Source organism: Brevibacillus fulvus, assembly GCF_016908525.1.
Classification (GTDB): Bacteria; Bacillota; Bacilli; order Brevibacillales; family Brevibacillaceae; genus Brevibacillus_G; species Brevibacillus_G fulvus.
In genome coordinates, this window is the sequence record NZ_JAFBEB010000001.1 from 441,731 (window position 1) to 454,677 (window position 12,947).

At 52.0% G+C, this 12,947-nt stretch carries 12 protein-coding genes; all 12 read left to right on the forward strand.

What is annotated here, in order from left to right; all coding sequences use genetic code 11:
* The first annotated feature begins 149 nt into the window (after positions 1-149).
* Positions 150-3,605: a M14 family metallopeptidase gene (locus JOD01_RS02250; RefSeq protein ID WP_204516580.1), complete on the forward strand. Its 3,456-nt coding sequence runs from the start codon at positions 150-152 to the stop codon at positions 3,603-3,605.
* A 34-nt stretch (positions 3,606-3,639) separates the two neighbouring features.
* On the forward strand, positions 3,640-4,341 hold the full coding sequence (locus JOD01_RS02255) for a DUF969 domain-containing protein (RefSeq protein WP_204516581.1): 702 nt from the start codon (positions 3,640-3,642) through the stop codon (positions 4,339-4,341).
* 3 nt (positions 4,342-4,344) lie between these two features.
* The gene (locus JOD01_RS02260; protein ID WP_204516582.1) at positions 4,345-5,298 is read left to right on the forward strand and encodes a DUF979 domain-containing protein; all 954 of its coding nucleotides are present in this window, start codon (positions 4,345-4,347) and stop codon (positions 5,296-5,298) included.
* A 101-nt stretch (positions 5,299-5,399) separates the two neighbouring features.
* The gene (locus JOD01_RS02265; RefSeq protein ID WP_204516829.1) at positions 5,400-6,212 is read left to right on the forward strand and encodes an IclR family transcriptional regulator domain-containing protein; all 813 of its coding nucleotides are present in this window, start codon (positions 5,400-5,402) and stop codon (positions 6,210-6,212) included.
* On the forward strand, positions 6,184-6,831 hold the full coding sequence (gene pcp, locus JOD01_RS02270; protein ID WP_204516583.1) for a pyroglutamyl-peptidase I: 648 nt from the start codon (positions 6,184-6,186) through the stop codon (positions 6,829-6,831). The genes JOD01_RS02265 and pcp overlap by 29 nt, the downstream gene beginning before the upstream one ends.
* Positions 6,832-6,914: 83 nt before the next feature.
* Positions 6,915-7,628, forward strand: a complete 714-nt coding sequence (pxpB, locus tag JOD01_RS02275) for a 5-oxoprolinase subunit PxpB (protein ID WP_204516584.1) — start codon at positions 6,915-6,917, stop codon at positions 7,626-7,628.
* Entirely contained in the window at positions 7,625-8,644 is a 1,020-nt protein-coding gene (locus tag JOD01_RS02280) for a 5-oxoprolinase subunit C family protein (RefSeq protein ID WP_204516585.1), read from the forward strand. Before pxpB ends, JOD01_RS02280 begins: the two co-directional genes overlap by 4 nt.
* Positions 8,641-9,399 carry a LamB/YcsF family protein gene (locus JOD01_RS02285; RefSeq protein WP_204516586.1) on the forward strand — a complete coding sequence of 253 codons (759 nt, stop codon included), beginning with the start codon at positions 8,641-8,643 and terminating at the stop codon, positions 9,397-9,399. Before JOD01_RS02280 ends, JOD01_RS02285 begins: the two co-directional genes overlap by 4 nt.
* Positions 9,400-9,430: 31 nt before the next feature.
* Complete coding sequence (locus tag JOD01_RS02290; RefSeq protein ID WP_204516587.1) at positions 9,431-10,300, forward strand: acetamidase/formamidase family protein; 870 nt, start codon at positions 9,431-9,433, stop codon at positions 10,298-10,300.
* A 285-nt stretch (positions 10,301-10,585) separates the two neighbouring features.
* The gene (locus tag JOD01_RS02295) at positions 10,586-11,233 is read left to right on the forward strand and encodes an FCD domain-containing protein (protein ID WP_204516588.1); all 648 of its coding nucleotides are present in this window, start codon (positions 10,586-10,588) and stop codon (positions 11,231-11,233) included.
* A 387-nt stretch (positions 11,234-11,620) separates the two neighbouring features.
* Positions 11,621-11,998: a 4-carboxymuconolactone decarboxylase gene (gene pcaC / locus JOD01_RS02300; RefSeq protein ID WP_204516589.1), complete on the forward strand. Its 378-nt coding sequence runs from the start codon at positions 11,621-11,623 to the stop codon at positions 11,996-11,998.
* A gap of 42 nt (positions 11,999-12,040) precedes the next feature.
* A complete protein-coding gene (locus JOD01_RS02305) occupies positions 12,041-12,943 on the forward strand; it encodes an NAD(P)-dependent oxidoreductase (protein WP_204516590.1) in 903 nt (300 codons plus the stop codon).
* Positions 12,944-12,947: the final 4 nt, after the last annotated feature.

A 12,947-nucleotide genomic window follows, 5' to 3' on the forward strand; every position in this document is an offset into this window, starting at 1 on the left:
TGCGAGGCTCTTTTCAATTGCGAACTGTGTAAACCTTCTGAAAAATAAGTATTGATTTTTTTATTGCATAAAGTTTATCATGAAAATAACATTTTTCGAAATATAGATTCCGAAAATCGGAATATGACGCTCGTATAGGGGGGATCGCGTTGGATATTGGTCAATTCTGGACGGTGGACGGGCTTTTCTTTGCCAAAAAGGGGCAACATTATCCAGCCGGCTTGCGTTCGCGCATCACCGTACCGTCGCAACGATCTTGCTGGGAAAGCGCGGCGCTGATCGAACTGGCGGGGCGAATCGGTTTGCATCTGACAAATCTGTCGTTGCCGATTGTGGATCAACTGTTTTCGTTTGATCGTCTGGATCAAATGAGCGATCGATCAGATCAGCGGTTTCACGTGCTGGTCGGCCATGAACTTGCTTGGTTGGCCCAATTTTTGGACGAGCAGGATTTGAAGCGGTTGCAAACGATCAGGGAACAGCCGGGCGAACAGCGCGGGCTGATTTGCCAAATACAGCGTGGTGACCGTTCGATGATCGTTATCACCGGGACAAGCCCACAAATGGTCTTGCACGCTGCCAGGTCGCTTGTGTCAGACAATTTCGGCAATACAGAAGGCGATGGCCAGCACATGCAAATCCGCAACATCCCTTGGCAACGGCTGTTGCCGCAAACCCGACGGCAACCGTCGAAAAGCTCTTCCGGCTTCTCGCTGCACAGCTTGTTTACGACCGATGGCGTCTATGAACAGCGTGAAGAGGAGCTTCATCCAACGCTTGATCTTTGCTTTGAGGTGAACGATGCTGCGGAAGAAGCGACGATCGCTTGCGTGGAATTGGCGGCGCGGTTGGCGTTATCTGCAGGTTATGTCTGTTTTCCTTTGACCGATTGCGGCGAGGAGAAGGCGGAAAATCAACGGTTTCACATCTCGATCGGCAACGCGGCGAACAACCCGGCTGCGGAAGCGACGCTCGTCGAGGAGCACAAATTGCGGATTGTCGCCAAGCCGGGCGAGTTGCTCCCCTTTGTTCGCGAATTGATCGCCGAATGGTTTGTTCCTTTGGATGTCTTGGCTGAAGGTACTTGGCGGCATCGTTTTGCTGCATTGCAAAGTCCACATCCCGATATACGCCGGCGGGCGGAATTGGGCTTGCAAATGTTTGCCAAACTGTCCGGCAGCGAGATCAAACAGGTCAATGTTCCAGAGCATCTGGGCAAACCGGTTGAGCTTTGGCAGCGTTTGGCCGGAGCAAAAATGAGCGATGGTTCAGTAAAGTTGCAGGTGGAACAGGCCAAACCGGTTTGGACAGCCAATTGGCAAGATAACGGGGAATTGGCGGAAATCGAACAGTATCTCCTGGCCGTCTGGACCGAGCCGGGCATGGATGAAGTTCACAATAAAGCCTGGCAAATCGAAGTGACAACGACTGTCAGTGAGCCGACTTTTGCAAAGTGGGCGGAACAGTTGGCCGACCGGCTGCAAAAGATAGCGGGCGTAACCGTGAGCTTTGTCTATCGGGACGCGAACAAGGCCGGGCTCAACTGGGCGCTTCAGGATGTGCTGCCGCAGCTCAAACAGCTGCCAAAGATCGAAAGCGTCGTGTTGCAGGCCCGCGCATTTCGTCCGCAAGTACGCCATTTGGAGCTGATTCAGCGATTTTTGCAGGAACTGTATCCGCTTGACGCGATATTATCCAGGGAGCTTGCTTTGCCGCTGGAAAACATTCACCTCCAATTGGCCGAGGAGGAAACGGCACCGATGTTTCGGATTGCGGCCCGCGACAAGCAGGGTGAGCTGTTGGCGGAGTGGCAATGGGAAGGTTGGGTTGCGAGCCAGCCGTATATGCCTGGCCAGGAAAGCCGCGGGTATGTGCTGGTTCCGTACAGCGGTTGCCGGATTTATGAGGCCGGACAGAAGCGGGAGAAGGCCGGGCGCAGGTTTGCCACCAACCCTTATCGATTTTGGCGGTGGTACCAGCAAACGGTGCTGCCGGAGGTGATCTCCCGCAGCGGTTTCGTAGCAGGGGTGCCGAAATTTTTGCGGCTGGACTGTCATGTTTGGATGGATGCGGCCGATCGGAAGATTCCGTATTTGGAGGAAACGAGTTCGACGCTGGAAGCGCTGCATGAGGACATTTATTTTTATACGTTGCATCTGCTGCATGATTACGGAAAGAAACAGGAAGACGACGGCTGGGACGCTCCCGGCGGCATCCTGCCCTTTATGCATCACGAGCCGGACGGGCAGCCGCGTGCGGAAGTGGCGTTATACGCTCTGCCAACCGATCATCGGATTACGTTGATTGATTGCCAACAGCAGGAATTGATCGTTCATCCATCGGAGCAAGCTGTTTGGGACGGAGCGCGGGTTGTTTCGATGAGCCGCGTTGACGGACAGCGGCGATTCGTAGTGGCCGGTGTAAAAGATCATGCGTCGGCGACGATGTGCGAACAGTGGTTGTCATCAGCGGGAACGGTTCGCCGAAATGGGAGTTATGCTGCAAAAACCTTGCCTGAGAAATCGCTGGATGAAGATGTCTTTGTCAATGAAGATGTACGGCAATGGCTGGAAAACCGGCGGGAAAGTTTGCCGGGTGAGCTCGTCCCGCTAGATTTTTCTTTTAACGGCGAACCGATCTGGCTTGTCGAACTGTTCGCGGACAGCGGCAGCGACCAGATAATTGCCAGTCGGTTGAAGCACGCTTTGTATAAGCCGACGCTGTTTATCAATGAGCGTCACCATGCCAATGAAGTGTCGAGCACGAATGCGGCCTTGCAGTTGATTGAACAGTTCAGGCAAGCGCCCGCTCTGCTGGATCGGCTCAATCTCGTGCTGATACCATTGGAAAATGTCGACGGCGCCGACTTGCATGCGGTGATGGCTGCCGAACATCCATGCTGGAAGCATCATGCCGCGCGTTACAACGCTTGCGGTTTGGAGTTTGCCAAGTATCGCTTTCAGGAGGATGTCCCGTTTGGCGAAAGCCGGGCTTATCCAAAAGTTTGGCAACGCTGGGCGCCTGATATTGTGCTCGATGATCACGGCGTGCCGTCGCATGAGTGGATTCAGCCTTTTAGCGGGTATAACAGCCCACCGCGCTTTCCGGTTTCTTATTGGATTCCCAGCGCGCGGATGTATACAATCTGGCGGGAACTGACCACCTATACGGATGAACAGCGGGCGGCATATCAATCCTTGCGTTCGTTCCTGACTTTACGTTTGCAGGCAGATCCGGCAGTGGCAATGGATAATGAGCGGTGGCTATACACGTATACCCGTTGGGGCAACCAGTTTGATCCACAACACTTTCCGATCGAACTGTCCAACGGCAGCATCGCCTATACCCGTCATTCGCCAGCAAACAGCCAATCGCATGAATTGATTGAACGTTTTGGCAAATGGATGACAGCAGACTTGATGACGGAAGTAAACGACGAGACCGTTTACGGAGCGGAACTGGCCGCCTGCAAACATGCGCATCTGGTCGTGCAGCAGGCCATCCTCGACTGGATCAAAAGCAGACCAACCCAGGTAAAAATCGTCCGGAACGTTATGGCCGATGGACGGGTTCGCATTGGACTAGAGCGGAAACGCCCGCTTTAGATATATAAATGAAAAGACAAAGGGGAGAAGAACTATGGTGTTAATCGGGGTTGCCATCGTTATCGTCGGCTTTATCATTCGGATGAATCCGCTCTTGGTTGTAACCATCGCAGGGCTGGTGACCGGGCTGATTGCCCAGCAATCATTGTATGAAATTATTGAGCAGTTCGGCCAAGCATTTACAACCAACCGTTACATGGCTGTTTTTATCGCCACTTTGCCGGTCATTGGTCTGTTGGAGCGCTTTGGCTTGCGGGAACAGGCCGAAAATGTTGTTTCCAAGATTAAAGCGGCGACAACGGGCCGGATTATTACCGCCTACTTTATTATTCGTGAAGCAGCTGCTGCCGTTGGTTTGACGTCCATCGGCGGACATGCGCAAATGGTTCGCCCGCTCGTTGCTCCGATGGCAGAAGGCGCAGCTGAAGCCAAGTATGGAAAATTGCCCGATGATGTGCGCGACAAGATCCGCGCCCACTCTGCCGCCGCCGATAATATCGGTGTCTTTTTCGGGGAGGATGTGTTTGTCGCCATTGGCGCCATCCTGCTGATGAAAGGGTTTTTTGACCAGAACAATATCCCGTCCGATCCGCTGAAAATGGCGCTCTGGGCAATTCCTACGGCGATTGCTGCCTTGATCGTCCATTGTATTCGTCTGTATTTGCTCGACCGTTCACTGCAAAAACAGTTGGGGGCAGGAAAAAACGTTCCGCTTGAACAGGGGAAGGAGGAGTAGTCGATGATTATTTCAATTGAATGGGTTTATATTTTTCTCGGCTTAATCGCGGTCTGCGGCAGCTTTTATACGTTCGTCGACAAGAAAAACCCGCGACGGATCACATCCGGACTCTTCTATTTGCTTTATGGTATCTCCTTGCTGTTGGGCAGCGTCATCCCGCCGTTTTTCATGGGGTTGCTTGTGCTCGTCATGGTCGCGATCGTCGGCGCCGGCGGTTTGAAGCTGGGCAGTTATGGCGAAGCGAGCCGCGAAGAACGGATCCAAAACCGCAATCGCCTGGGACATAAGCTGTTTATCCCGGCATTGTTGATTCCAATTTTGACTGTGGCCGGTGCTACCGGAATGAAAGATGTGAAAATTGGCGAATTGTTCATTTTTGATCCGAAAAACATTACGCTTGTGGCGCTGGGAGTCGCCACCCTGATTGCCTTGATCGTAGGACTGTGGATGACCAAGTCCGCGCCGGCTGTGGCTGTCAAGGAATCGAGAAGATTGCTGGAGGCGATCGGCTGGGCAGCGGTATTGCCGCAAATGTTGGCGACACTCGGGACGATTTTTAATACGGCCGGCGTCGGCAGCGTCGTTTCAAATTTGGTCAGCCAGGTGATTCCGACCCATTCCTTGTTTTGGGTGGTATTCGCTTACTGTATCGGCATGGCGTTGTTTACGATGGTCATGGGGAACGCCTTTGCCGCTTTTCCGGTGATGACCGCCGGAATCGCTGTACCGCTGTTGATCGGCCAATTTGGCGTCGATGCCAACCACCTGGCAGCGATCGGGATGTTTGCCGGTTATTGCGGAACGCTGATGACACCGATGGCAGCCAACTTCAATATCGTCCCGGCGGCGCTGCTTGACTTGAAAGACAAAAACCATGTCATCCGCGTGCAAATACCGACGGCTTTGATCATTCTCGCTGTCAATATCGTTCTGATGTATTGCTTCTCCCTGTGATAGAGGTATGGTTGGACAGCTTATACAAATATTGCAAATCGTGCTAAAATAAAAAACAACCATCATCGTTTCGTACAGAGGGGAGACGACGAAGCTGCATGATCCAAAATAAGAATAAAACCCTCGTCAAATCAATGGATGTGCTCCAGCTTTTTCTCCAGCATAGCAGACTGAGTCTGAATGAAATGGCGGAATTGTCGGGCAGACCGAAAACATCCGTGCATCGTATGGTCGGGTCGCTGGAAGAAATGGGTTTCTTGCAAAAAGATGAAAGCGGCCGCTATCGGTTGGGACTTGTATTTTTGCAATATGGACAACTGGTTGCCGATCGTCTGGACATTCGGCAGATCGCTTTGCCGGTGATGCAAACGTTGCGGGACCAGGTCGACGAAGCGGTCAATCTGATCGTGAAGGATGGGGATCAGGCCATCTACATTGAAAAGTTGGACACGTTGCATCCGGTCAGACTGTATACCAAAATTGGCCGCAGATCTCCTTTGTACGCAGGTGCTTGTTCTCGTATCATCCTGGCTTATTTGGATGAAGCGGAACGTGAACGCTATTTGCGGAAAACCGAGTTGATCCCGATTGCGACCGGGACGATCACGGACAAACAGCAGCTTCGTCAGATATTGAGCAATGCCAGAACTGACGGCTATACGATCAGCTATTCCGAACTGGAAGAAAATACAGCGGCAGTGGCCGCACCCATCTTTGACCACAAAGGACGGTTGTGCGCCGGATTGAGTATTGCCGGACCGGACGTGCGGTTTGGTGCGGAGCGGTTGCCGGCATTGATTTCCCTGCTGCAGCAGGCGGCGCGGCAAATTTCGGCGGAGTTGGGATGGAACGGACAAAACATAGGGCAAAAAGGGAGGGATTATGATGAAAAAAGTATTGGTTACGGGATTTGATCCGTTTGGCGGCGATCAGGTCAATCCTGCGCTGGAAGCGGTGAAGCGCCTGAAGGATGTGCAGACAGAGGAGTTTCTGATTGAGGTGCGGGAAGTGCCGACCGTGTTCGACAAGGCACTGACCCATTTGTATCAGGCAATGGAGCAAGTCAACCCTGATCTGGTCATTTGCGTCGGTCAAGCAGGCGGGCGGCCACAGATTACGGTGGAACGCGTCGCGATTAACGTCAACGATGCGCGGATTCCCGACAACGAAGGAAACCAACCGATCGATACGCCTGTTATTCCCGGCGGGCCAGTCGGCTACTGGAGCACTTTGCCGATCAAAGCGATCGTAAAAGAAATGAATTTGCGCGGGGTTCCGGCGGCGGTATCCCAAACCGCGGGTACATTTGTTTGCAACCACATTTTTTACGGGTTGATGCATTATCTGGCGGAAAAGCAATCTCCGATCCGCGGCGGGTTTATCCATATTCCGTTTCTGCCGGAGCAAGCGGCGCTTCAACCGCATCAGCCCAGCATGGCTTTGGACACGATTGTCAAAGGATTGGTCACTGCCATCGAGGTGGCGCTCAAGACGGAAACCGATATTGTTGAAGTGGGCGGAGAAACACATTAAAAAAGAGGAGGATAACTCCTCTTTTCTTTCCGGTTAAATTCGGAATGATCATTCTATAATTCGGAACAAAAGAGGGGAACGAGATGGAAAACTACGATTTTTTTCCTCTTGGTGATTCGGGCGTAATGGTGAAACTGGGGCAAGCGATTGATCGATTGACTCACGAAAAAGTCAGAACCCTCGCAGATTACTTGGAGGAATCGCCGTTTTACGGCATGGTGGAATATGTACCGGCATTTACCACCGTTACCGTTTACTATGACCCGGTTTTGCTTTCTGATCCTGCTTCCCCGCAATCGCCCTATGAACGGGTGTGCGCTTTGTTGCAAAAGATTTTGGCGCAAGTAACCGAGCGGCCAAGCGCTGACAGCAGAATCGTCGAGATTCCGGTTTGCTACGGCGGAGAGTTGGGGCCTGATTTGGAGGCAGTGGCTGATTACCACCAGCTGAGTGTCGAAGAAGTCATTCGGCTTCATACCGCACCGGATTACCTTGTCCACATGATCGGGTTTGCTCCCGGGTTTCCCTATTTGGGCGGATTGGATGAACGGATTGCCACACCGCGCCGCGGCACACCACGGTTACGAATCGAAGCAGGCAGTGTCGGCATCGGCGGAAGCCAAACGGGCGTTTATCCGATCGAAAGTCCGGGCGGCTGGCAGTTAATCGGGAAAACACCGCTGCGTCTGTTTCGGCCGGAACATGAACCGCCCACCTTGCTTCAGGCAGGTGATACGGTACGATTTCGAGCAATCACGCGCGAAGAGTTTGACCGATGGCAGGAGGTGGCGCGATGAGCATCGAAGTGATCAAACCGGGGATGAACACGACGATTCAGGATCTCGGCCGCAACGGTTTTCAAAAATATGGGATCATCGTCGGTGGAGCGATGGACACGCTTGCGCTGCGGCTGGCCAACTACTTGGTCGGCAATGACGAAGGAGCGGCAGGCATGGAGATTACCTTGAAAGGACCGCGCCTGCTTTTTCACGAAGAAATGCTGATCGCGATCTGCGGCGGGGACCTTTCGCCGGAAATCAATGGCGAGCCAGTCGCTCTGAATCGGCCGGTCTGGGTACGAAAAGGCAGCATGCTGCAATTTGGCTATGCACGGAAAGGGTGCCGGGCCTATCTCGCTGTTGAAGGCGGCTTTGATGTGCCGATCGTCTTGGGCAGTCGAGACACTAACCTGCGGGCCGGTATCGGCGGCTATCACGGCAGAGCCTTGGCGGAAGGAGACATCATCCAAAGACAGCAACGGAAGCAGCAAGGAAATTATGCCGCTTCCCGACAGTTGGCCGAGAAAATGGATTACGCCTCGTTTGCCGCAGCGGACTGGCATATTTCCCAGTCGTTGTTTCCCAGTTATACACAATCATGCATACGCGTCATTCCGGCGGAACATTTTGCCTGCTTTACAGCGGAGAGCCGCTCGGCGTTTTTTGCCAGCGAGTATCAGATCACGCCGCACTCTGACCGGATGGGCTATCGACTGAGCGGAGCGAAGCTGGAATTGACCATGCCGCTGGAATTGACGTCGGAAGCGGTCACTGTCGGAACGATTCAGGTGCCGCCGGAAGGCAACCCGATCGTCCTGATGGCTGATCGGCAAACGACCGGCGGCTATCCGAAAATCGGCCATGTCGCGACGGTCGATTTACCGCTGTTGGCCCAGTTTAAGCCGGGAGAAATGGTCCGCTTTCAGGAAATAACGCTGAGAGAAGCGCAATCGGCTCTGTTGCGGCGGGAAGCGACGATGAAACGCATCAAGCTTGGTTTACAATTATTTTCAGGCAGGGGGGAGCGGGGATGAGCCGCGTCGATCTCAATTGTGACATGGGCGAAAGTTTTGGAGCGTATACGATGGGGCAGGACGAGCAACTCCTCGATTATATTTCTTCCGCCAATATCGCTTGCGGTTTTCACGCCGGTGATCCGGCAACAATGCGAAAAACGGTGAAATTGGCGCTGGAAAAAGGAGTGGCCGTCGGCGCTCATCCAGGTTTGCCCGATTTGGTCGGGTTTGGCCGCCGCGTTCTGGATATTTCCGCACAGGAAGCTTACGATATGGTCGTGTACCAGATCGGAGCCCTGTATGGATTTGTTCGGGCGGAAGGCGGCGTCATGCAACATGTCAAACCGCATGGCGCGCTGTACAATATGGCGGCGAAAAACGTCCGCCTGGCGGAAGCGATTGCGGAGGCGGTCTATCGCGTTGATCCTGAACTGGTGCTGTTCGGTTTGGCGGGCAGCGAATTGATCAAAGCCGGGAAAAAGGCAGGTTTGCAAACTGCCCAGGAAGTGTTCGCGGACCGAACGTATCAGCAGGATGGCAGTTTGACGCCGCGTACGCAGGCCAACGCCATGATTCATGAATCGGAACGTTCCGCAGCGCAAGTAATCCGGATGGTAACAGAAGGTATGGTCCGCACCGAACAAGGGGTTGAGATTCAAATTCAGGCGGATACGATTTGCATCCATGGAGATGGGCCGCACGCCTTGTCATTTGCCCAAACGATTCGCCAGTCGCTGGTGGCTGCCAACATTGCCATTCAACCGGTTAAATGATCCAACGATTGTCAGAAAGAAGGAAAAGATCATGGAGAAAATCTCCAAACAACATTGCATTTATGAATTTGCGGCAGCAGCCCAGCCCGTGCTGACGGTTCAACCAGGCACTCAGGTCGTGTTTGAAACGATGGATTGCTACGGCAATCAGATTACGGAGAGTTCCTCTCATCAATCGATCGAACTGAACGGGATAAATCCGGCAACCGGGCCTGTCGCTATCGCTGGGGCTGAACCGGGCGATACATTGAAAGTGACGATCGAACAGATCGAGCTGGATGAAGTGGGAACCGTCTATCTTCGCCCTGGCAGCTATGGCGTGAAAAAGTTCGTGGAATATCCGGAAGTCAAAAGGTTCCCCGTTGAACACAATGAGCTGGTGTTTGATCGTTCCCAGCGGATACCCCTTCGCCCCATGATCGGGGTGATCGGCGTTTCACCGCGGGAAGGCAGCATCTCGACACTCGTGCCAAACGAATATGGCGGAAACCTGGACACCAAAGAGATTACGACCGGTGCGACCGTCTATTTGCCTGTCTTTCAGTCGGGAGCCAATCTGGCTATCGGCGACCTGCACGCGGTCATGGGCGACGGGGAAGTGGCCGGTTGCGGCGTGGAGATTGGCGGCAAAGTCACGGTAACACTCGAATTGATCAAAGGAAAGCAACAAGCGCTGCCATTTGTTGAAGATGAACAGTACTATTATGCGCTGGCCTCACATGAATCGCTGGACGTGGCAGCGGAATTGGCGATGGACGGCATGTTCCACTTTTTACAGGAACAGTTTCCTCACTTGACCAGCAACGATCTCGTTTGTTTGCTTGGGGAAAGAGGCGACCTGGCAATATCCCAGGTTGTGAATCCAAAGAAAACAGCGAAATTCCGCTTTCCGAAACGGTAATCTCGCCGAAAACAAAGAAAGTACCGCCGCAAGCCGACAGAGTATGCCGGCGGTACTGCTTGACATTCGGAATTTGTTGGTCCCGGTTCACCGCTGGCCATTTTTGTCCTTTCCTTCATTCCGCAAACAAGCAGTGGAACACCGCGGACGATCTGTGTCCGCTCTTCCTTTTGCGATGATGAAAGCTTTTGCCAGAATCCGTTCACTTCATTACCTTTTTTCTGACAAAATATACTATAATAAGAATCAGTGAACATCATTTTAACTCAAGAGGAGCTTTAGGAAGTGAAGGAGACGAAGAAAACGATCGCCTTGCAAATTGCGGAAGAACTGGCACAACGGATCGCCAACGGAAAGCTCAGCCCAAATGAACATTTGGTTGAAACCAAGCTTGCCGAAGAATTTCATACGAGCAGAGCTCCGATTCGTGAAGCGCTGTTGATGCTTGAAAAGGAAAGGCTCGTCACGCGTGTTCCCCACCATGGTTTTGTTGTCAAAAAGTTCTCCAAGAAAGAGATCCACCAATTGTACGACGCAACTTTTCGCCTGGAAGAAATCGCAATGGCCAAAGCGGTGGAAAACGTGACGGATCACGATATTCAGCAGTTGGAGGAAATTCTTGCCGGGCAATGGGCGGCAATCGAGAGTGATGATATCGTGAGCTATTATTCACTCAATGAGAAGTTTCACGAAACGATTTTCGCGATTGCCAACAATGAATTTCTGGCTGAGATGCATCATTCATTACGGAAATCATCTCGTCCTTTAAGCGTCTTAAATATGGGACAAGGAAGGAACATGCACGCTTCCTATGAGGAACATCGGCGCCAGCTTGATGCTTTGAAATTGCGCGACAAGGAAGCGGGGATTCAAGCGATCCGCGATCAGGAAAGCCGTTCTTTGAAAACGCTCGACATCTTCTATCCGATGTAATTGGTTTTGTTCACCTCGGTGCCCGGGTCAGAGATGGAAAATGTCGAGCGAACACCAGCGAAATGGTGCGAATTGTCGGCAATAAGCAAAATTGTCGACAATATGGATTAATTATTGTATAATGTAAGCGTTACCAAAAACTTGTTCATTATAGGTGCAGCAGCGATTCGTGTCAGGTGGGAGGGATTCAGAAAAGGCAAGTTCGTTAAAAAAATAATTTTTTTATTCAACATTGTCGACAATCTTGTATTCAATAATGTATTATTAACTTGTAAAACATAACCTGATCCGTTTCAACCTTGTTTTTATGTTCGCAAAAGGGCAAAGGGGCGAAACATTCACAACAAAATGAAAGCGGATACATTTTGAATTGGAGGTAGTTGCAAAATGAGCAGTGAAAAATTCAATCAAGGTTTAGAGGTTCGCAAAGCAGTGCTAGGAGCGGAACATGTGGACAGATCATTGGCTAATGCTACTGATTTTGATCGACCCATGCAGGAGCTTACCACTGAATGGTGCTGGGGAACATGCTGGACACGGCCGGGGCTCTCGCGCAGAGATCGCAGCATGATTAATCTGGCGATGCTTAGTGCGCTTGGCCGTCCCGATGAATTGGCATTGCATGTACGGGGCGCGATTACGAATGGAGTTACGCCGGAAGAAATCACCGAAGTTTTTTATCAGGTGGCGATCTATTGCGGTGTCCCCGCAGGGGTGGAAGCGTTCAAAGTCGGCAAACGTGTGCTGGCCGAACTGGAAAAATGAGGCAACAAGACTCTTACCAATGACGAAAGAAGGTTGAGCAAATTGACGAAGTTAGGTTTTATCGGCCTTGGAAACATGGGATTTCATATGGCGCGGAGGCTTCTCGAGCAAGGGCATTCCGTTGCGCTGCTCGATACGAGAAAAGAAGCACTTGAACCATTCCAAGCTTATCCGAACGCAACCATTGCTGCAACGCCAGCAGAAGTCACGCAATTTGCGGATACGATTCTGGTCAGTTTGCCGAATCCGCAAGTCGCAAAGATTGTAGCTTTTGGCGAAAATGGATTAACTTCCGGCAGGGCATTTAAGACGTATATCGATTTATCCACAACCGGCCCAGAAGCTTCCCAACAGATTGCCACCGCTTTAGGCGAACGCGGCGTTGCCTGTCTGGATGCCCCTGTCAGCGGCGGTGTTCCGGGGGCGGAACAGGGAACTTTGTCTATTATGGTTGCAGGTCCGAAAGAAGCCTATGATGAGAACCATGACATTTTGGGGATAATCGGTAACAAAATTTTTTATGTCGGGGCGAAGGCTGGTCAAGCGCAAACCCTTAAAATCGCCAATAATTATCTGTCTGCAGTTGCGTTGATCGCTACGTCGGAAGCGATGGTGTTGGGGGTTAAAGCCGGTCTGGACCCGCAAATTATGCTGGATGTGCTGAACGTGAGCAGCGGACGTAACAGCGCTTCGCTGGATAAGTTTCCTGCCGCCGTTCTGAACCGCAAATTTGATTATGGCTTTAAATCAGGGCTCATGTACAAAGATGTGGCGCTCTGCATGCAAGAGGCCGACCGACTGGGGGCGACCATGTGGATCGGCAGCAATGTAAAAGAATTTTTCAAACTCACAAAAGAGCATCTTGGTGCAGATTCGGATACGACCGAAGTGGTTCGGCTGTTTGAAGATTGGGCCAAGGTTCAAGTGGGAGCGAGCGAGGAGTGAGTGA